Annotated in this window: 18 protein-coding genes and 1 pseudogene; 9 read left to right on the top strand and 10 right to left on the bottom strand. The window is 71.1% G+C overall.

What is annotated here, in order from left to right; all coding sequences use genetic code 11:
- Positions 1-2: 2 nt before the first annotated feature.
- The 3 genes from NFR93_RS15840 to NFR93_RS15830 are packed head-to-tail and all read right to left on the bottom strand — an operon-like array spanning position 3 to position 4,402.
- Positions 3-182 (bottom strand): hypothetical protein, encoded by a 180-nt coding sequence (locus tag NFR93_RS15840; RefSeq protein WP_251455478.1) that lies wholly within the window; start codon positions 180-182, stop codon positions 3-5.
- 21 nt (positions 183-203) lie between these two features.
- Complete coding sequence (locus NFR93_RS15835) at positions 204-3,251, bottom strand: AAA family ATPase (protein WP_251455476.1); 3,048 nt, start codon at positions 3,249-3,251, stop codon at positions 204-206.
- On the bottom strand, positions 3,248-4,402 hold the full coding sequence (locus tag NFR93_RS15830; protein WP_251455474.1) for an exonuclease SbcCD subunit D: 1,155 nt from the start codon (positions 4,400-4,402) through the stop codon (positions 3,248-3,250). Before NFR93_RS15830 ends, NFR93_RS15835 begins: the two co-directional genes overlap by 4 nt.
- 72 nt (positions 4,403-4,474) lie before the next feature.
- On the opposite strand from NFR93_RS15830, the gene NFR93_RS15825 reads away from it, so the two are divergent.
- Positions 4,475-5,248, top strand: a complete 774-nt coding sequence (locus NFR93_RS15825; protein WP_251455472.1) for an alpha/beta fold hydrolase — start codon at positions 4,475-4,477, stop codon at positions 5,246-5,248.
- An 82-nt stretch (positions 5,249-5,330) separates the two neighbouring features.
- Here the strand turns inward: NFR93_RS15825 and NFR93_RS15820 are convergent, their stop codons facing one another.
- From NFR93_RS15820 to NFR93_RS15800, 5 genes are all read right to left on the bottom strand, one after another.
- Positions 5,331-5,813, bottom strand: a complete 483-nt coding sequence (locus tag NFR93_RS15820) for a hypothetical protein (RefSeq protein ID WP_251455470.1) — start codon at positions 5,811-5,813, stop codon at positions 5,331-5,333.
- On the bottom strand, positions 5,810-6,031 hold the full coding sequence (locus NFR93_RS15815) for a hypothetical protein (protein WP_251455468.1): 222 nt from the start codon (positions 6,029-6,031) through the stop codon (positions 5,810-5,812). The genes NFR93_RS15820 and NFR93_RS15815 overlap by 4 nt, the downstream gene beginning before the upstream one ends.
- Before the next feature lie 84 nt (positions 6,032-6,115).
- Entirely contained in the window at positions 6,116-6,409 is a 294-nt protein-coding gene (locus tag NFR93_RS15810; RefSeq protein WP_251455466.1) for a GNAT family N-acetyltransferase, read from the bottom strand.
- A gap of 63 nt (positions 6,410-6,472) precedes the next feature.
- Positions 6,473-8,707 (bottom strand): alpha-xylosidase, encoded by a 2,235-nt coding sequence (gene yicI, locus NFR93_RS15805; protein ID WP_251455464.1) that lies wholly within the window; start codon positions 8,705-8,707, stop codon positions 6,473-6,475.
- Between the two features lie 31 nt (positions 8,708-8,738).
- Entirely contained in the window at positions 8,739-9,761 is a 1,023-nt protein-coding gene (locus tag NFR93_RS15800; protein WP_251455463.1) for a LacI family DNA-binding transcriptional regulator, read from the bottom strand.
- 223 nt (positions 9,762-9,984) lie between these two features.
- On the opposite strand from NFR93_RS15800, the gene NFR93_RS15795 reads away from it, so the two are divergent.
- From NFR93_RS15795 to NFR93_RS15780, 4 genes are all read left to right on the top strand, one after another.
- On the top strand, positions 9,985-11,271 hold the full coding sequence (locus NFR93_RS15795) for an ABC transporter substrate-binding protein (RefSeq protein ID WP_251455462.1): 1,287 nt from the start codon (positions 9,985-9,987) through the stop codon (positions 11,269-11,271).
- Between the two features lie 76 nt (positions 11,272-11,347).
- On the top strand, positions 11,348-12,283 hold the full coding sequence (locus NFR93_RS15790; RefSeq protein WP_251455461.1) for a carbohydrate ABC transporter permease: 936 nt from the start codon (positions 11,348-11,350) through the stop codon (positions 12,281-12,283).
- Positions 12,283-13,182 (top strand): carbohydrate ABC transporter permease, encoded by a 900-nt coding sequence (locus tag NFR93_RS15785; protein ID WP_251455460.1) that lies wholly within the window; start codon positions 12,283-12,285, stop codon positions 13,180-13,182. Before NFR93_RS15790 ends, NFR93_RS15785 begins: the two co-directional genes overlap by 1 nt.
- Positions 13,183-13,186: 4 nt before the next feature.
- A complete protein-coding gene (locus NFR93_RS15780; protein ID WP_251455459.1) occupies positions 13,187-15,205 on the top strand; it encodes a beta-galactosidase in 2,019 nt (672 codons plus the stop codon).
- Positions 15,206-15,253: 48 nt separating this feature from the next.
- On the opposite strand, the gene NFR93_RS15775 is transcribed toward NFR93_RS15780, so the two are convergent.
- A complete protein-coding gene (locus NFR93_RS15775) occupies positions 15,254-16,096 on the bottom strand; it encodes a GDSL-type esterase/lipase family protein (RefSeq protein ID WP_251455458.1) in 843 nt (280 codons plus the stop codon).
- Positions 16,097-16,683: 587 nt separating this feature from the next.
- Here NFR93_RS15775 and NFR93_RS15770 point away from each other — a divergent pair.
- Both NFR93_RS15770 and NFR93_RS15765 read left to right on the top strand, forming a co-directional pair.
- A pseudogene (locus NFR93_RS15770) lies at positions 16,684-17,452 on the top strand (winged helix-turn-helix domain-containing protein).
- 101 nt (positions 17,453-17,553) lie between these two features.
- On the top strand, positions 17,554-18,507 hold the full coding sequence (locus tag NFR93_RS15765; protein WP_251455494.1) for a DNA-3-methyladenine glycosylase family protein: 954 nt from the start codon (positions 17,554-17,556) through the stop codon (positions 18,505-18,507).
- A gap of 44 nt (positions 18,508-18,551) precedes the next feature.
- On the opposite strand, the gene NFR93_RS15760 is transcribed toward NFR93_RS15765, so the two are convergent.
- A complete protein-coding gene (locus NFR93_RS15760) occupies positions 18,552-19,469 on the bottom strand; it encodes an aldo/keto reductase (protein ID WP_251455457.1) in 918 nt (305 codons plus the stop codon).
- A gap of 71 nt (positions 19,470-19,540) precedes the next feature.
- On the opposite strand from NFR93_RS15760, the gene NFR93_RS15755 reads away from it, so the two are divergent.
- Positions 19,541-19,765 carry a hypothetical protein gene (locus tag NFR93_RS15755; protein WP_251455455.1) on the top strand — a complete coding sequence of 75 codons (225 nt, stop codon included), beginning with the start codon at positions 19,541-19,543 and terminating at the stop codon, positions 19,763-19,765.
- Positions 19,765-20,544, top strand: a complete 780-nt coding sequence (locus NFR93_RS15750) for a siderophore-interacting protein (protein WP_251455454.1) — start codon at positions 19,765-19,767, stop codon at positions 20,542-20,544. Before NFR93_RS15755 ends, NFR93_RS15750 begins: the two co-directional genes overlap by 1 nt.
- Positions 20,545-20,560: the final 16 nt, after the last annotated feature.

Here is a 20,560-nt window from a genome sequence, read left to right as displayed (position 1 = left end):
GTTCAGCGTCCGGAGCGGGCGAACGCGCCTCGGATCAGCAGGAACACCACGCCGGCGACGGCGAGGACGATCAGGAGCTTGACGACGAACCACAGCACCGAGAACACCACCTCGACCAGTACCCAGGCGATCACGATCGCCAGTACGACGGCCAGGATGGTCCAGAAGGTGCCCTTGTTCATCCCCTCAGCATACGAGCCCGCTCACGCCACGATGGCGGCACCCTGACGGATCACGCTCGGCCCGTGCGGCGTCGCCTCGACCCGCAGCTGCGCGGGAATCTGCTCCTTCATGGCGGCGACGTGGCTGATGAGCCCGACGGTGCGCCCACCCGAACGCAGCTCGTCGAGGGTGCGCATGGCGAGGTCGAGCGTGTCGTCGTCGAGCGAGCCGAACCCCTCGTCGATGAACAGCGTGTCCAGTCGCACACCGCCCGCGCGAGCGGTGACCACCTCGGCGAGTCCCAGTGCCAGCGAGAGCGAGGCCAGGAACGTCTCGCCGCCCGAGAGCGACTGCGCGGGGCGTGCCGCTCCGGTGTGGGCGTCCATGATCTCGAGTCCGAGCCCCGACGCGGCACCGCGAGCGGCGAGCGCGTCGGTGTGCTGGATGCGGTATCGACCCGCCGACATGTCCGCCAGGCGCACGTTCGCGGCCTCGACGATCTCCTCCAGCTCAGCTGCGAGGACGAACGACTCGAGCGTCATCCGATGCGTGTTGGGCGCGCGTCCGGCCACCGTGTTGGCCAGGCGGGCGATGATCTCGTGATCCTCGGCGAGCCCGGCGAGCTCCTCCTGTTCGCGGCGGGCGCGGTCCACGAGGTCGCTCACCGTGCGCGCCGCCTGCGCCGCCTCGGCGGCCGCGTCGACAGCGCGGCTCCACTCGTCCCGCGCCGCTGCGAGAGCAGCGCGCGGCACCGCGAGGTCGATCGGCTCGTCCGGCTCGCCGGCGAGGGCGAGTTCGAGATCGCGCAGGCGGTCGCGCTCCGCGCGCAGCGATGCGTCGTGATCCCGGATGCCGGCGTCCAGCGCCGCGCGCGCGTCGGCGTCGCGCAGCGCCGCCGTCGCTGCGGCGACGTCGTCGAAGTCGCTCGCGTCGACCAGTTCGTCACGCTCTTCACGGGCGCGGATCGCGGCGGCCACGGTCGTCCGCTGTGCCGCCAGCGACTCGGCTGCCGTGCGGGCGGCATCGCGCACGCGCGTGGCCGCGGCGATCCGGTCGGCGACGCTGGCGTGAGCGCCGCGCGCCTCGTCCACGATGCGGCGATCCTGATCGGCCCGGGCACGGGCGCCGGCCAGCTGTTCGCGGACCTGCGCCTGCTCGTCGACCAGGCGGTCGCGTTCGGCCCGGGCGGCCTCATCGAGGGCGAGCAGTTCGGCGCGCTCCCCCGTCAGCCGCGTCACCGTCTCGGCCGCGCGCAGGGCGCGCTCCGCGTCCGCCGCGGCGGCATCGCGCCGCTCGACGAGGCGGGCGACGTCTTCGCCACCGGCACGGGCTCGGGCATCGGCGAGCGCCTGTCGGGCATCGCGCGCGGCGGCGGCGGCATCCGTCTCGGCTTCGGCCGCGGCATCGCGTGCGGCCTCGGCGGCGGCGATCTGCTCATCGGTGACGGGATCGTCCGCCGGGTCGGCGGGCGCGGGGTGCTCGACCGATCCGCAGACCGCGCACGGCTCACCCGGTTGCAGCCGGTGCGCGAGCTCTCCGGCGAAGCCCGCGAGACGGCGCTGCAGCAGCCCGGTCACCGCCGCACGGGCGGCGTCGTGGGTCGCGCTCGCGGTGAGGTAGGCCTCGTCCGCCGTGCGGGCGGCGTCGGCGTGCACGACCGCCTGCCGAGCTGCGGCCAGCATCGACTCCAGCTCGGACAGCCGCTCCCGCCGCTCGTCGACGGCGTCCGCCGGACCCTGCGCCCGCGCCAGTTCAGCGTCCAAGGCCTCGAGACGCGCGGGCACGTCGGCGACGGCACCCGCGATCTCGGCCACGCTCGCGTCGAGCTCGGCGAGCGTGCTCGTGCGCTCAGCGATGGCACGAAGCGTCGCCTCGAGCATCCGCTCGCTCTCGAGCGCCGCCGTCCACACCGCGATACGTCCGGTCAGGTCCGACACGACATCCTGCAGAGCGCGGTCGTCGTCCGAGACGGAGAGGTCCAGCTCGTCGAAGCCGTCGACCGCGGCCGCCAGCCGACGCTGCGCATCGTCGGCGGTCCGCGCAGCGGCGAGGGTCGCCGCCTCGGCCCGCTCGGCTGTCTCGATGGGTGCGCGCAGCACCTCGGCGACCTGAGCGTGCGCGAGCGTCTGCCGGTCACGGGCGATCTGCTCGTCGCGGGCCTCCAACGCGGCGAGGGCCGCGCGCGAGTTCAGGCGCTGCTGCTGCCGCTCGTGAAGCGTCGTCGCGCGCGCGTGCTCGGCCTCGGCGCGGCGGTGCGCATCGTCAGCGGCGTCCCTCTCGTGCCCCAGGCTCTCGGCGCGATACCGCGCGCGCTGCACGCCGCGCTCCGCCGCCTCGAGGCGCGAGCCCGGTGAGGCCACCGGGCTGCCGTCACCGCCGGCTTCCTCGCTGTCCTTCCCGGCGTCGGCCGCCAATCCCGCGGCGGCGAGGACGCGATCCGCCTCGGCGAGCAGAAGCGCGACCCCGTCGCCCGCGGTGGCCAGCGCGCGCTCCGACTCCCGACGCCGGTCCTCGAGGGCGACCTGGTAATCCTCGTAGGTCCGGGTGCCGAAGAGCCGGCGCAGCAGCTTCTGCCGCTCGTCGTTCTTGGCCAGCAGGAACTGCGCGAAACGGTTCTGCGCCAGCAGGATGACCTGCAGGAACTGCTGCTGGCTGAGCCCGAGCACGTCGTCGAGCTCGAGTGCCACCGAGCGTGCGCCCGACGCCCGGCCGATCCAGGCTCCTCCGACGTACTCGTCGAGCTGGGCCTCGGCCGCCACCGTGGTGGTGCCGCTCCCCCGCTTCTTGGCCCGCTCGTACTCGGGCGACCTCGTCACCCGCCACCGCCGGCCTCCCGTCGTGAACTCGATCGAGACGGACGTCGGGTCATCGGGCGCGCAGTGGTCGCTGCGGATGCGCTTCTCGCTGCCGTCGTACCGCGGTACGCCGCCGTAGAGGCCGAAGCACACGCCGTCGAGCACGCTGGACTTGCCCGCACCGGTGCGCCCGGCGATCAGGAAGATGCCGTCGTCGGCGAACGCGTCGAAGTCGACCTCCTGCCGATCGCGGAAGGGCCCGAACCCCTCCAGGCGAAGCCGGTGGAGTTTCACGTCCGCGCCTCGGCGACGATCCGCTCGCCGATGACGTCCCGGATGATCTCGGCCTCGCGTGCGCCGGCGCCCTCGCCCTCGCGCACATGTGTCAGGAAGGCGTCGATGAGTTCGGCGTCCGAACGCGCCGCACGCACCCGATGGGAGTAGCTGAGGCCGTCATCCGCTCGGGCGGAGCCGGGAAGGTGCATCACCGTCGCGCAGTGGGGGAAGCGCGCCAGCAGACGCCGCATCGGGTCGCTCTGCGGCGTGGGGTCGGTGTACTGCACGCACACCCAGTCTTCGGCGGCGTCCGCGTACCGGTCGTGGGTGAGGAGCTCCTCGAGCGTCCCCCGAAGGGTCCGCAGGCGGCGCGGAACCGGCAGGTCGAGCCACACGACCGTCGCCAGGCCGGCCTCGTCGAGGTCGACCAGCCACGATCCGCGCGGCTTGTCGGCCTCGCCGAAGCTGTAGTGCAGGGGCGCTCCGGCGTACCGCACGCGGTCGGACAGCCGCTGCCGCCCGTGGATGTGGCCGAGCGCGACGTAGTCGGGGCCGTCGAAGACCGACAGCGGCACGACGTCGAGCGTGCCCTGGCGGATCTCTCGCTCCACTCCCGGCGTGGCCTCGACGCCCGCCGCGAAGCAGTGCGACACGACCACGGATCGACCGCCGCGGCCGGCCAGGTCCGCACGCACCAGCCCCATGGCGTGCGCCATCGTCTGCTGCTGCGTGCGAAGCTCGACGTCGTCCCACAGGTGCCGCACGAGCGCGGGCTCGAGGAACGGCAGCGCGTAGACGTGGACCGGGCCGTGTGAGTCCTCGATCGTGACCGGAGTGCCGACGGATGCCGGGTCGGTCACCACATGGATGCCGTCACGCAGCAGTCCGGACTGGAAGCCCAGGCGGGCGGCCGAGTCGTGGTTGCCGCTTGTCACGATGACGCGCGCACCCGTGTCGGCGAGGTCGCGCAGGGTCGAGGTGAGCAGCGGATAGCAGGCAGCGGAGGGGGCGGCGGAGTCGAAGACGTCGCCGGCGACGATGACGAGATCGACGTCGTGCTCGCGCACCTGCGCGACGAGAGCACGAAGCACACCGGCGAGCGCATCGAGCGTGGAATGGCCGTGGAACGACCGCCCGATGTGCCAGTCCGAGGTGTGCAGGATGCGCATGCTCACACGGTAAGCCGACCGTCCGACATCGCCGGTGAGGCCGGTCGCGGTTCGCCGGATAACCTGGAGGGCATGCCCGACGACGAACTCGGCGCCGACGGACCGGGCGCGACCGCGCCCTACGAGTTCACCCACGCCGGCGCGACCATGATCGTCGAAGAGGAGCGATCCTCGGGACCGCACACGTTCGTCCTCCTGCACGGTCTGGGAATGGGACGCTCTGTGTTCATCAGGCTTACCGCGCGGCTGGCATCGGCGGGCCACGTGCTCGCCGTCGACCTGCCCGGATACGGCGAGGCGCCCGAACCGCCCAAGACGCTGTCGATGGAGCGCGCGGCCGACCACATCGCGGCGCTCCTGCGGGCACGGGGCACGTCGCCTGCGGTGATCGTCGGCCACTCCATGGGAAGTCAGATCGCGGCGGAGGTCGCCGTGCGGCATCCCGAGCTCGTGCGCAGCATCGTCCTCATCGCCCCGACGGTCGATGCCCGGGCGCGGACGTGGCGCCAGCAGGCGCTCCGTCTGGGGCGCGATCTGATCCGGGAGAACCCCCGCGTGCTGTTCATCGGCGCCCGGGAGTACCTGCGGTCGTGGCCGAACTTCCGGCGCGAGCTGAAGGCGGTCCTGGCCCATCGGCCCGAGGACACGTATCCACGCGTGACGGTGCCCGCGCTGGTGATGCGCGGCCAGAAGGACCCGGTGGCCCCGCGCGAGTGGTGCGTGGACGTCGCGCGCATGATCCCGAGCGCCGAACTGACCGAGATCCCGGGGCATCGGCACGAGACGATGATCAAGGATGCCGGCCCCGCCGCCCACCGGATCCTGGGCTTCCTCGACCGCACCTGATCGACTGCCACGTGCGGTCGATTTCTGCAGAGCGCCGCCCGCCCCGGGAGGGCGGACGGCGCTTCCGATGTCGCGTCGAGGGTCAGCGCGCGGATTCGTCTCCGTCGTCGCCCGTCGAGACCTGGCGGGCCAGTTCCCGCACCTCATCGTCGGGCAGCTCGACGCCGGCCTGCACGAGCCTCTGACGCAGCACGTCGGCGATGCGGTCGAGCGACTGGTCCCCGACATCCGAACGGGTCTGGGCGACGATCCCCGCCACCTTGTCCACGTCGGAGGCGTCGTTCTGCGACATGGCGGGGAGCCTCTGCTCCTGCTCGGTGCCCAGACCGCCCTCGGTACGCTGCGCCTCGCTCACCGTCAGGGTGTCGCGACCGCCGTCCTGCCCGTGGTGGTCCGGGCTCGGCACGACGCCGATCCCGACCGCCTCGTGCGTGGGCTCGGGCGCCGCGGGGGTGGCGGGCTCCTCGTCGCGGCGCGCGTCGTCGTCGCGCTGAGCAGTCTCCTTCCCGCTGTCGGGGTAGTTCCCACCGGGATTCTCGAACTCGTTCTCGGTCGTACCGCTCATGATCGGTCGCCTTCCTCGTCGTCGGTCGAGAGATCGGGGTCGGCGCCCTGCCGCACCGCCTCGCCGGCGGCCGGGTCATCGGGCGGCGAGTGCTCTGCCGCCAGCTGCTCCGAGCCGGTCGCGGCGTCGTTCCGCTCCGCCGTCTCGCCGTCGCCGACCGGGTCGAAACCGCCGGGCGGCGCCACGTTGATCACACCTTCGGGGAGTTCTCGCTCCATGCTGGGCTCCTCTCGTCCAGCCTCCACCTTCGCCCCTGAACGCGGACGACAAGAGGGTCTTGACAAGAGCGGGCAGGGCGAGGTTCACGCGCTGCGCGCAAGCACTCCGCGCCGGTCGGGGTGGTCGGCGAACCAGTCCGCGACGTACCAGCAGACGGGGATGACGGCGCGGTCGCCCGCGCGCTCGAGCTCCGTGACGGCGCGGTCGACGAGCTCGGCGGCGTAGCCGTGGCCGCGGAACGAGGGGATCGTGTAGGCGCGGGTCATCGCCACCGTGCGTCCGTCGTCGCGGTAGTCCAGCACGCTGACCAGGTCGTCACCGCGCAGCAGCGTGTACCGCGAGGCATCCGGCTCGTGAGTGAAGGTCAGGTCGTTCATCCCGACAGGGTAACTCCGTCCGCGGGGGTGCGGCTCGCGCTCTCCCCCGCGAGACTCGGCGGCTCAGCCGGTCACGTCTGCGCGGTCGACCGTGAAGGTCTCCGAGCGGCCGTCCGGCGTGGTCACCCGCACGGCCGCCTCCCCCGATCCCCCGCCGAACACCCGCAGGGCCAGCCCATCGAGATAGTCGTAATCCGGCCGGTCCTCGCGCGCTCCCCACGGCAGCACGGCACCGGGGCGGACGTACAGCGGCAGGCTGTCGAAGCCGTGCCTCTCGCGTCGCCAGCCGCCGCCGGCGACCTGCTCCCCGGTCAGCAGGCTCGTCCAGGTGCCGGCCGGCAGGTAGAACTCCACGTCGCCGCTCGCGGAGAACACGGGGGCGACCAGAAGATCCGGTCCGAGCATGTACTGCCGGTCGAGGTAGGCCACCGCCGGGTCGTCGGGGAACTCCAGCTGCATGGCGCGCATCACGGGCAGCCCCGTCTGCGCGGCCTCGACGCCGAGCCCGAACAGATACGGCATCAGCCGCATCTTGAGCCGGGTGAACCGGCGTGTGACGTCCACCGCCTCGTCGTCGAACTGCCACGGCACCCGATAGGACTGCGAGCCGTGGAACCGCGAGTGGCTCCCCAGCAGACCGAACGCGGTCCAGCGCTTGAAGACCCCGGCATCCGGCGTGCCCTCGAAGCCGCCGATGTCATGACTCCAGTACGCGAAGCCGCTCAGGGCGAGCGAGAGCCCGCCGCGGAGGGTCTCGGCCATGGACGTGAACGTCGATGTCGAGTCGCCTCCCCAGTGCACCGGCATGGTCTGTCCGCCGGCGGTGGCCGACCGCGCGAACAGCACCGCATCGCCGGCGCCGCGCGCGTCCACGAGCACGTCGTACACCGCCTGGTTGTACAGGTGCGTGTAGAGGTTGTGCATGCGCTGCGGGTCGGATCCGTCCGCCCACACCACGTCGGTGGGGATGCGCTCGCCGAAGTCCGTCTTGAAGCAGTCCACGCCCTGATCGACGAGCGCACGCAGCTTCGACTGGTACCACTCGGTCGCGTCGGGGTTGGTGAAGTCGACGAGCCCCATACCCGCCTGCCACAGGTCCCACTGCCACACCGAGCCGTCGGCCCGGCGCACGAGATAGCCCCGCTCGGCGGCCTCGGCGAAGAGCTTCGAGCGCTGGCCGATGTAGGGGTTGAGCCAGACGCTCACCCTCAGGTCCTTGTCGTGCAGGCGCGCGAGCATACCGTCGGGATCGGGGAAGACCCGCGCGTCCCACTCGAAGTCGCACCAGTTGAACTCGCGCATCCAGAAGCAGTCGAAGTGGAACACCGACACGGGCAGCTCGCGCCGCGACATCTCGTTGAGGAACGACGTAACCGTGCCCTCGTCGTAGTCGGTGGTGAACGATGTCGACAGCCACAGCCCGTACGACCACGCCGGCACGACCGGTGGCCGACCGGTGAGCGCGGTATAGCGCCGCAGGACGTCCTTCGGGCTGGGGCCGGCGATGACGAAGTACTCGAGCGCCTCGCCGGGGACCGAGAACTGCACGCGCTCGACCGCCTCGGAGCCGACCTCGAACGAGACGTGGCCCGGGTCGTTGACGAGGACGCCGTAGCCCTCGCTGGAGAGGTAGAACGGGACGTTCTTGTATGCCTGCTCGCTGGAGGTCCCGCCGTCGGCGTTCCAGATGTCGACCATCTGGCCGTTCTTCACGAGCGGGCCGAAGCGCTCGCCGAGGCCGTAGATCCGCTCCCCCACCCCGAGCTCGAGCTGTTCGTGGACGTACGCCGGAGCGAGCGCGCGCGTGGTCCCGCCGCGGGCGTTGCCGACGATCCCCGGGTCGACCTGAGCGTCGGGGTCGACCTGGATGTATCCCTGCGACTTCGCGCCGCTGCCGGTGACCCGCCGGCCGTCGACGTCGAACGAGAGGTCCCATGGTGCTCCGGCTGCCACGCGCGCGGTGAGCGCGCCGGCGGAGACGGTGGCACCGGCCTCGGTGACGGATGCCGCGACCTGCGGCTGCTCGTCGCCGGCGATGGAGAACCCGCCGTGCCACGCCCGGCCCTCGTGGTGGACGATGCGCACGCGGACGACGCCCTCGGCCGGGGAGGACACGGTCGTCGTCAGCACCGCGCGATTGAGCGTGTCGCCCCGACCGGCGATGACCTTCGTGGGAGCGGTGATGGTGATTCCCCGGCCGTCGGGCGCGGCATCCGTCTCTTGGATGTCGTACGCCTCTTGGGCGTAGAGGGCGGTGACGCCGGGTCGCAGCTGCCAGAACCCGTCGGTGAACTTCATCGTGTGCCTGCTCCAGATCGTGCGCGGAAAGTCATTCGGAGACCGACCGCGGCGGCGCGACGGATCCGCGGTCGATGAAATGCGGATCGATCAGCCGCACGCCGGGTGCGGGATCGTCGCCGTCGATGCGCTGCAGAGCCAGTTCGACGGCGATGTCGCACGACTCCTGCGGCACCAGCGGGACGGAACTGAGAGCGGTGGCGAAACCGCCGGTGTCGAAGCTGGAGCCCACGGAGATGACCGAGACATCGCCCGGGATGTCCATGCCCCTGGCGGCGATCTCTTCGAGGACGCCGTTGTGCGCCTCGTCGTTGCAGTGAAGGACGAGGGCGGTGACCCCGGAGTCCAGGAGACCGGAGGCGGCGCGGCGCGCGCGGAGGTCCGACCGCCCCTCGCCGGCGAGCATGGCGAACTCGCCGCGGGCTCCGCGTGCCTCGGCAGCGGCGAGGAATCCGTCCCGCACCCTCGGCGGGAAGTTGGACAGCTCGTAGGCCGGGGGTGCGTGGCCGATCAGCCCGATCCGGCGGTGACCCGCCGCGACCAGCTGCTCGACCGCCATGTCGGCCGCCCGTTCGAAGTCAAGGTCGACGCACAGCAGGCCCTCGTGATCGCGGGGAACTCCGACGAAGACCGTCGGCGTCGGGATCTCGCGTGACAGTGCCACCCGCTCGTCCGTCGGCGCGACGTCGAGGACGATGATCCCGTCCACGAGCCCGCTCGCGGCGACCCGATGCATTCCCGCCGACGCCTGCTCGTCCGTCAGGAGGAGGACGTCGTAATCCGAGCGGCGAGCGGCGATCGCCGTCGCGAGGACGAAGGCCATGTGGGTGGGCGCATGCGTGTCGGCACGAAGGGGCTCGGTGACGGCGAGGATGTGCGTCCGGTTCCCCGCGAGCATCCGTGCGCCGGCGTTGGGCCGATAGTCCAGCTCGGCCACGGCCGCCTCGATGCGCCGTCGCGTCTCGGCAGCGACGGGGCGCTTGCCGCTCAGGGCGTAAGAGACCGTGCTGATGGATACCCCGGCCGCCTTCGCGACCTCGTGGATCTTTGCCATGGAACTTCCGTTGTCGGTGACCGCGCTCGAAGCGCTTCGACTAGAACCTACGCGGCCACCGCCGTCTGGGCAACCCATCGCGATTCGCGTCGGATTGCGAGGGTTGCCATCCCCCGGCACCCCGCGTACTGTGCATGTCGAAGCGCTTCGCGTAAACGCTTCGATACCGTGGCTGACGATGGTCGCACTGACAACATGTCGAGGGAGATGTGCAATGAAGAGGATGACGCTGATCGCAGCGACGGCAGCAGCCGCCCTGGCGGTGACCGGCTGTGCAGCCACGACCACGGGGGGAGGCGGCACGGAAGGCGAGACCGTGACGCTCGACTACTGGGCCTGGGGCACGGCGCAGAAGCCGCTCGTCGACGAGTGGAACCGGACGCACCCCGACATCCAGGTCAACCACACCGACGCCGGCGGCGGGTCGGACTCCTCCGCCAAGCTCGTCACCGCAGCACGTGCGGACAGCGCGCCCGACGTCGCGCTCGTCGAATACAACACGCTGCCCGCGATGATCGTGGCCGGCGTCGCCGCCGACATCAGCGAGCACGTCGCCGACATCGAAGCCGACTTCGCACCGGGAATCTGGAGCCAGTCGACGTTCGACGGTGCGAGCTACGGCGTGCCGCAGGATGCCGGCCCGCAGGCTCTGACGTACAACCAGGCGCGGTTCGACGAACTCGGGATCGACGTCCCCACGACGTGGGCGGAGTTCGCCGAGGCTGCCGCCGCGGTCCGCGAGGCGGACCCGGACGCGTACATCACGACCTTCGCGCCGGCGGAGTTCGGCGGCTTCGCGGCGTTCGCCCAGCAGGCCGGCGCCGAATGGTGGACCGTCGAGGACGGGGAGTGGACCGTCGGGTTCGACGATGAAGCATCCGTCGCCGTCGCCGACTACTGGCAGGACCTCATCGACCGGGACCTCGTGCGGGCCGAACCGCTCCTCACCCCGGAGTGGAACGCTCAGCTCAACGACGGCAAGATCCTGTCGTGGCCGGCCGGGCTCTGGGCGGCAGGCGTGATCAACGGCGTCGCCGCGGACATGGCCGGCCAGTGGGCGATGGCACCTCTCCCGCAGTGGGACGAGGGCGACTCCGCCGTGGCATTCCAGGGCGGATCGGCCGTCGTGGTCACCACCTCCAGCCAGCACCCCGAGGCTGCCGCCGAGTTCGCGGCATGGTTGGCCGCGTCGGAGGAGGCCGCCCGCATCCAGATCCAGGAAGGGCAGTATCCGGCCTCTCTGCTCGGCCAGGAGCTCACGCTCGAAAGCGACCCGCCCGCCCTCATGCCGCAGCAGACCGACTACTGGTCGGTAGCCGCCGAGATCGCCGCCGACACCATCCCCGACCTGAGCTGGGGACCGAACGTCAACGTCGCATCGAGCGCCTTCCAGGACGCCATGTCCGCCGCGGTCACCGCGGGCACGCCGCTTCGCGACGCCCTGACGGCCACCGAGGACGTCGTGTTCGACGACATGGAAACCTCGGGATTCACCGTCACCCGACGGTGACATGCGTGGGTGCCGGGGCCTCCCGGCACCCACGTCCTCCTCACACCCGCGGTCGCTCGCCGAAAGAAGCCCCCTCATGACCGATGCCGCTCTTCAGCTGCCGATCCGGCAACGCCGCCGCCGGCGCACCTGGGTCGCTCCCTACGCGTTCCTCCTTCCCGCCGGCGTGCTCTTCGTGGCCTTCCTCGCCATCCCGATCGGCTACGCGATCTTCCTGAGCTTCCGCGGACTCCGCGTGAGCGGTGCCGGGCCGTTCGGCGTCCGCGAGGAGACCTGGGTCGGGCTGGAGAACTACGTCCGCACCTTCACCGACGCCGAGTTCCTCGCCGGCTTCGCACGCCTGGCCGTGTACGGCGCCATCGCCGTCCCCGTCACGCTCGGGCTGGGTCTGCTCTTCGCGCTGCTGCTCGACCTGCCCGGCGTCCGCGCGGCGAGGTTCTCGCGCACGGCGATCTTCATCCCCTACGCCGTTCCCGGCGTCATCGCATCTCTTCTGTGGGGCTTCCTGTATCTGCCGTCCACGAGCCCGCTGAACTGGGTGCTCAACCAGCTCGGGCTTCCGGATGTCATCGTGCTCACGGGCACCTCCCTCTTCCCCGCGGTGGCCAACATCGCGATCTGGGGCGCGGTCGGATTCAACATGATCATCATCTACACCTCCCTGCGCGGCATCCCCAGCGAGATCTACGAGGCCGCACGCATCGACGGAGCCGGGGAGTGGAGCATCGCGTGGCGCATCAAGATCCCGCTCGTCGCCCCTGCGCTCGTGCTGACCGGGTTGTTCGCCCTCATCGGGACGCTCCAGGTCTACGGCGAGCCGACCACTCTGAGACCCATGACCAACGAGATATCCCAGACCTGGGTACCGCTGATGAAGATCTACCGCGACGCCTTCGTGCGCGACGACCTGTCGCTGGCGGCCGCGTCATCGGTGGTCCTGGCGATCGGGACGCTCGTGGTGTCGGTGCTGCTGTTGCGGGCGACGCAGAAGCGCGCCCTGGGAGGGGAATGATGACCGCCGTCCTGCCGGAGCGTCCGACCGCGCGCGTGAGACCGCAGTCCAGCACAGCGCCCGAACGCCGCCCCCGTCGCCCCCTCGTGGCTTCCGCGGTGCTGATCCTCGGCGCCGTGTACTGCCTCGTCCCGGTCCTGTGGGTCGTCACGGCGTCCACGAAGTCCAACTCGGAGCTGTTCACCACCTTCACATTCCTTCCGGGGACGGGCCTCCTGGACAACGTGGCCGATCTCTTCGCCTACGGCGGCGGCCAGTTCCCGCTGTGGGCTTGGAACAGCTTCATCTACGCCGGCGTCGGAGCAGCCCTGTCCACCCTCATCTCGACGATGGCGGGGTTCGCCCTGGCCAAGTACGACTTCCCCGGGCGGCAGATCTGGTTCTACGCGATCCTGGCCGGCGTTCTGCTCCCCGGGATCACCCTCGCCATCCCGCAGTACCTCCTGATGTCGCAGATGGGTCTGGCCGGAACGTACTGGTCCGTCCTCCTGCCGGTGCTGATCTCGCCGTTCGGCATCTTCCTCGCGCGCGTCTATGCCGCGTCGGCCGTCCCCTCCGACACCCTGGAGGCGGCACGGATCGACGGCGCGAGCGAGTTCCGGATCTTCACGTCGATCGTGCTGCCGATGATGGTTCCCGGGATGGTCACGGTCTTCCTGCTGCAGTTCGTCGGGATCTGGAACAACTTCCTGCTGCCGTTCATCATGCTGTCCGAAGAGCGGATGTATCCGTTGACGGTCGGCCTCTACACGCTGCTCTCGAAAGGCTCGGGCACGCCGTCGCTCTACAGCCTCGCCATCATCGGCGCCGCGATCTCGATCATCCCGCTCATCGTGATGATGCTCGTCCTCCAGCGATACTGGCGGCTCGACCTCGTGAGCGGCGGACTGAAGGGATGAATCCATGACCCCCGCACCGTACTCCCCCGCGCGATTCCTCTTCGGCGGCGACTACAGCCCCGAGCAGTGGCCGCGCGAGGTCTGGCGAGAAGACATCGAGCTCATGAAGCGCGCGAAGGTCAACACCGCGACGATCGGCGTGTTCTCGTGGGCGATGCTCGAACCCCGAGAGGGGGAATTCGACCCGGCGTGGTTGGACGAGGTCATCGACCGCCTGGCGTCCGACGGCATCGGATTCATCCTGGCCACTCCGACCGCGTCGCCGCCACCCTGGTTCACCGTCGCGCACCCCGACGCCCTCCCCGTCCGTCCCGACGGCACGCGGGTGCTCCACGGCTCTCGCGACACCTACGCCGTGAGCGCCCCCGCGTACCGCGCCGCCGCCCGGCGGATTGCTCGGTATCTCGCCGACCGCTACGGGCACCACGACATGCTCCGCGGGTGGCACATCCACAACGAGTACGGCACCATCGACCACGGCCCTCACGCCGCTCGCGCCTTCCGCCGCTGGCTCGAGCGCCGCTACGGCACCGTCGACGAGCTCAACCGCGTCTGGTACACGGCCTTCTGGTCGCAGCGCTACGGGGCGTGGGATGAGATCCTTCCCCCGGTCCAGACGCAGTACCTGCACAACCCCGCCCACGTGGTGGACTTCAAGCGTTTCTGCTCGGACGAGATGCTCGAGGCGTATCGCGAGCAGCGCGACGAGGTCCGGGCATCCGGGTCCCGTGCTCCCATCACCACCAACTTCATGCTGCCCACGTGGAATCACCTCGATCAGTGGACCTGGAGCGATGAGCAGGATGTGGTCTCGATCGATCACTACCTCGACACGACGAGCGCCGACGGCGAGGCGCACGTCGCCTACGGAGCGGATCTGACCCGGTCGTGGGCGGGCGGCCCCTGGCTGCTCATGGAGCAGAACGCCACCGGGATCCGCACGGGCGATCACGTCGTCACCAAGGGCGTGGACCGCATGATCCGCAATTCGCTGGGCTACATCGCGCGCGGCTCGCAGAGCGCACTCTTCTTCCAGTGGCGTGCATCCGCGGCCGGCTCGGAGCTCTGGCACGGCGCGATGGTTCCGCACGCCGGTCCCGACACGCGCGCGTTCGACGGGATCGTCCGCCTCGGCGACACCCTCGATCGCATCGCAGAGGTCGCCACCGCCCCGGCGGACGGGGTGCTCGGCGACGCCGAGATCGCCATCGTCTGGGATGCCGAGGGCTGGTGGTCGCTGGAGACTCCGCACCTCCCCTCCGACGCGGTGTCGTACTCCGACGAGGTGCGCTCCACCCACCGGGCGTTCTGGCGCAGCGGCTATCCGGTCGACTTCATCCGTCCCGGCGGTGCCGCCGATCGGTACAAGGTCATCGTCGTCCCTGCGCTCTACGCGATGACAGCGACCACCGCGCGCTGGCTCGAGGACTTCGCCGAGTCAGGCGGCCGACTCGTCGTCACCTTCGCATCCGGTCTCGCCGATATGGATCAGCGCGTCGTCGGCGGCGGGTATCCCGGCATGCTGCGCGGTCTCCTCGGGATCCGCGGCGAGCAGATGTTCCCGCTTCCGCCCGGCGAGACGATCGAACTCAGCGACGGCTCGCAGGCGGGTGTGTGGTCCGAGCTCCTCCGTGTCGAGACGGCGTCCGTGGTCGCCGAGTACGCGTCCGGTCCCCTCCGGGGCTGCCCCGCCGTGACGAGGCGATCGGTCGGCTCGGGGTCGGCGACCTACGTCTCCACCAAGCTGACTCAGCACTCGCTCGACGCGTTCCTCGCCGAGGCGGCGGTCGACGCCGGCATCGAGCCCACCCTCGCGGGTGCGGCGGATGCCGGCATCGAGGCGGTCCGTCGCCGCGGCGCCGAGGCGGACTACCTCTTCATCCTGAATCACTCCGAGGCCGCCGTGCGCATCGCGGGCGACGGCGTCGATCTGGTCAGCGGGCAACGGGATCGGATCGAGATCGACGCGGGAGCCGTCGCCGTCATCCGCGAGGCCGGCCAGGGGTGGGCTCTGGAGGCGTGAGATCCCGACGGCGCGGCCGGGGTCTCGGGACGCGCCTGCGCTCCGTCATCACGGCGTCCAGGGCCCTGCCTCCCATGTGACCGAGGCGAGCTTGGCCTGGCCGGACCGCGAGGGGTGGAAAGAGTCCGAGGCCAGGTCGGCACGGGTGAAGTCCGTGTTCGCGACAGCGCCGCCGTCCCACATGCACCGTGCCGTCGCGGAGCACGCGGCGGCGAGTTCGGCGTTGTACGCATCGACCTGCGCCTGGACCGCCGCCTGATCCTGCGCGAGCGCGGGGCACCGGCTGGTGATGGAGGAGAGAGACGACGGATAGCCGACGTTGATGTCCCACAGACGCTGCAGATTCGGGATGCTGGCGACGAAGACCACCGGCTGGGCCTTGCTGCTCGCGAGCGCGGACAGGGCACTGTCGATGCTCGATCGGAACGACGCCACGGGCGTCATCGAGCCGACGGAGTCGGCACAGGCGTCGTTGGCGCCGATGAGCACGGTGACGTACTTCGCGCCCTGTGACACCGCGCGCGACGCCTGGCCCGGCAGGTCGGCCGACTCGGCGCCGGGGACGGCGTAGTTGCCGGTGGAGCGGATCTTCGCACCCAGCGCCTTGAGCCGCGTGACGTGCGACTGCACGAGAGAATCCGAACCCGTCGACCAGCTGTTCACCGGACACGTGTACAGGGTGAAACAGGTCATCGAGGCCTGCGTGATCGAATCGCCGAGCGCTGCGACGCTGTTGGGGAGGCTCGTTCCCCCGCCTCCCCCTCCCCGCCGCCGCCCTTTCCCGGCGGCGGCAGCAGCCGCCGCGCTTGCACCGGCGATCGATCCCGCGGCCAGCGCGGCTCCTGCCAGCAGCGCGACGAGCGCGCGGCCGACCTTCTTCCCTGCATGCATGACGTCCTCCGATTCACGGCGTGGTGAGGCGAGGCTCGGCAGAGGACGACGTCGCGAAGTGGCGGCGTGGCGGCGGGTGTCGGGTGCCCCGGTGCGCGAAAAATACACCCTCCGCATCGCCGCCACAAGACGTGAGGATGCTGGAACTGCGGCGCAGGGGGTGTGAGACGGGGTCGCAGAGCGGGACGTTGAGCATAATGGAACATTCCCCGGACCGGGGGCAGCGGCATCCTAGCGATTTGACGCATTGCGACGCACTCCGTCATAATCGCGTCATGACTGACAACGCGCGTTCTCTGTCCGCCTGGGAGGCGAACGGGACTGCCGGCATGATGATGGCCGGCCGCGTTGCTCTGTGTTGTCGAATGTGCCACTAGCACGGTGACCTCTGCCGGACTTGCACCCACGGGCTGAATGCCGCCCCGTCGCGTGAACAGCGAGTCCCCCGAAGCGCCGGAGTCCTGCGTCGATCACGCACGACCGGATGCTTCGCTCCCGCCCTCTCGCCGGGGCAGACCGCAACACCTCTCGAACCCGCTCCGGGCCCGACGCGTGGCCGGGGTTCACTTCCTCCAAGGACCATCATCATGTCGAACACCGCACTGCTCGAGCGCCCCACCCACCTCCGCGCCGTGACCCCTCCGCTCCGCCCTCCGCGCCGTCTCCGAGACCGCGCCCGCCCCGGCGACTCACGAACGGCCCGCCCCTGCCCAGCCGGCACCGGCCCCGGCCGCCAACAGCCTTCCCCCGGGGACCGCGCCGCGCGGCTTCGCCCTGTACGTGGGCCTCGACGAGGCCAAGGCCGCCGCGGCAGGCGTCTCGCTCGGTGTCCTGGTCGACGCCCTGCGTCGCACCCTCGCCGAACTGGCCCCCGAGGCCGAGACGTACGCCACCGTCGCACTCGCCCCGGCGGGCGCGGGCGGACGGGATGTCGACGTCGTGCGACGGGCGCTGCACGAGCCGTCGGCCATCGCCCGCAGCAAGCAGGACGAGCCGTCCGAGGAGGAGCGCGCCGCGCGCGGCGTCATCGTCGACATCTCGCGCAAGCGGGTGCTCATCGACAGCGAGTCGGCGGCGCTGACCTTCAAGGAGTTCGAGCTGCTGCAGTACCTCGTGCTGCGCGAGGGGCGCACGATCGAGCGCACCGAGCTGGTGTCGTCGCTGTGGCAGGGATCCACCGACGACGAGACGCCCGGCGAGCGCACCATCGACGTGCACGTGCGACGACTGCGGTCCAAGCTCGGCCGCTACGAAGACATCGTGCGCACCGTTCGCGGGGTGGGCTACCGCTTCGATCGGCACGCCGACGTCGTCATCCGCTACGGCCACGGGACCCCTTCGCCCGACCGCTTCTGATCGCGAGCACCCGGGACGCACCGGCGACACCGAGCGTCGGACGCGCGACGTAGGGTGTGCGTATGACTCCGCCGCGCACCGCGTCCGCACGTCCGCGGCGCATGCCCGCGGAGCGCGTCGGCCAGGCGACGGGACAGGCGCGGCCGCTCGAGACGGAGTACCGTCCGCGCCTGCCGCTCGACCTCAGGCGCACGGTGCTCTTCCAGCGCCGCGGCGCCGGCGACCCCACCCTCACCGTCGACGGAGCCGTCATCTGGCGGGCCAGCCGCACCCCTGCGGGAGTGGCCACCCTCGCCCTTCGCGAGACGGCCCCCGGCATCGTCAGGGCCGCGGCGTGGGGACCAGGGGCGGAGTGGGCGCTCGATCAGCTGCCCGCACTGTGCGGAGCCCGTGACGACCCCAGCGGGTTCGATCCCTCCCATCACCCCCTCATCGCCGACGCCCACCACCGCAATCCCGGGCTGCGGCTCAGCCGCACCGACCTGGTGTTCGATGCTCTCGCCGGGGCGATCTTCGAGCAGAAGGTCACCGGGGTGCAGGCCTTCGGCGCATGGCGTCGCATCGTCACGTGGCACGGCGAACCCGCACCGGGCCCGACACCGCGCCCCATGTTCGCACCGCCCTCGGTCGACGAGTGGCGCCGGGTGCCGTCGTGGGCCTGGCACCGCGCCGGTCTGGAGCCCCCGCAGTCACGCGCGGTGGTCGAGGCGGCCCGTCGCGGCGATTCCGTGGCGCGCGCCGTCGAGACCGCCACGGACGCCGAGCAGCGCGACCGCGTGCTGCTGAGCATGCGCGGTGTCGGTCCGTGGACCGTCGCCGAGACCGTCATCAAGGCCCTCGGCGACCCCGACGCCGTCAGCGTCGGGGACTACCACGTCGCGCACGAGGTCGGCCATGCGCTGACGGGCCATCGCGCCGATGACGACGGGATGCTGGAACTGCTCGCACCCTGGTCCGGCCACCGTCAGCGGGTGATCCGACTCATCGGGGCCAGCGGCGTCCACGAACCGCGGCGGGGCCCCCGGCTCCACCCGGAGGACCACCGCGCGAGGTGAGGGTCAGACGCGCGGCGACGGCGTGGCGGGGCGGGTCACCGCTCTCAGACGTATTCGCTGTCGTCGATCGTCGACGGCGCCGGTCCGAGCGCGTCGATCGCAGCCCACAGCTCCGCAGGCACCTGAACGGCGACACGCCGGTCGAGTTCGGCGAGCCGCCCGGCCGACGAGACGCCCACCACGGTGGAATCCACGAGCGGCGATCGCAGCGAGAAGTGCAGCGCGGCGTCGCCGAGCGAGACGCCGTGCTCCTGACACAGCGCCTCGGCTGCCGCAGTCCACTCGAGCAGCGCGGCGCTGGCCGGACGATAGCCGTAGGAGGCACCGGGCTTCGGGCCGGAAGCCAGCAGGCCGGCGCCGTAGGGAGCGGCGTTGAAGACGGTCATGCCGCGCGCCCGGGCACTCTCGAAGAGCGACTGCGCCGAGCGGTCGACGAGGGTGAGGCGGTTGTGGCACAGCACGGCGTCGAAGACTCCGGTGTCGACGTAGCGCTGCATGAGCGGCACCGGTCCGGCGGCCACGCCGATCACGTCCACGGCGCCGGACTCCTTGAGCTCCCGCATCCCCTCGATCGCTCCGCCGGGAGCGGCCGCCTCGTCGAACGAGATCGTGAACGGGTCATGCAGGTGCAGGAGTGCGACCCGGTCGACGCCCAGGCGCGACAGGCTCTCCTCGTACGAGCGCAGCACGCGGTCGCGGTCGAACGCTCCGGTCTCGCCGTCGCTGTCGACCTTCGTGATGACCCGGTCCGCCGAATCTCCGCCGCGCTCGGCGATCGCCCGGCCGATCACGGCTTCGGAGCGTCCGCCGGCGTAGTTGTTGGACGTGTCGAGGAAGGCGTGCCCGCTGTCGAAGAGGGCGATAGCCGTGGCGACCGCGGCGGCCTCCTCGGGCGACCCGGGCGCGGTGCCGCGGCCCAGACCGGATGTGCCGAGGGTGAGGGGGCTGAGGGCGATCGACATGGTTTCCTCTCGAGCAGGACCGGAAGACGTTTACCCACCCTATCGACGGTGCGCAACCGTAGGGTGGGGCCATGAGTGAGAGAGCGAAGGGCTGGACGCGAGGACACTCCGGATGGGCGGGCGGCACCGTGCTGCTGTTCGCGGCGGGCATCCTGTTCGGACTGATCTGGGGGAACGTGTGGCTCGGGATCATCCTGGCCGCGGCGATCTCGATCGGGTGGCTCATCGCGTACGAATCGTCCCGCGGACGCAACGTCGGCATCTACGACCGCGACGACGACGGCGCACAGCTCTGATGACGACCTCACCCGCCTTCACCTTCGAACGTCAGGGCATCGAGATGCGGTTCCGCAGAGCGGCGCTCGCCGAGCGCGTCTGGCTGACCCCCTCGTACGTGCGCGTCCGCCTGCGCGGAGACGAGCTTCGCGGCTTCACCTCGCTCGGAGATGACGACCACATCCGCATCTTCTTCCCCGACGGCGACCCCGAGTCGGTGGAGGAGCTCCGTGCCGCGCCGAACCGCGAGTACACGCCGTTCGCGTGGGGCGACGACTGGCTCGAGCTGGAGTTCGCGGTGCACGGCGACGACGGCGTCGCGGCCCCGTGGGCGGCCACGGCTCCGCTGGGGTCCGTCGCCGGAGTCGGGGGTCCCCGAGGGTCGAAGGTCCTGGTGGGGCGCCCCGACGCATGGTTCCTCGCCGGGGATGAGACCGCCCTGCCGGCGATACGACGCTACGTCCGCGCGATGGACGACGCAGCGGTCGGGCGCATCGTCATCGAAGTCGCCGACGCCGACGCCGACCATGAACCGGCGATCGACGCACCGGCGGGAGTGGCCGTCGAGCACGTGCATCGCGGCGGGGGCGCGCCGGCGTCGGCGCTGACCGCGCGGCTCGAGTCCCTCGGGACACCGGATCGCCCGGCGGGCGACGTGCTGGGCTTCATCGCCGCCGAGCAGGCGATCGTGCGACCGGGGCGTGCGCTGCTCCTGGATCGCTGGAACCTCGACGCCGCCGGGGTCACCGTGAAGGGCTACTGGAAGCGCGGTGAGACGGAGTACCACGCGCCGCACTGACCGGGGGCCGAGCCCC

Source organism: Microbacterium sp. Marseille-Q6648, from assembly GCF_943181415.1.
GTDB lineage: Bacteria > Actinomycetota > Actinomycetes > Actinomycetales > Microbacteriaceae > Microbacterium.
Note: the sequence above shows the minus strand (reverse complement) of the source record. Positions and strands in the feature narration are given on the sequence as shown.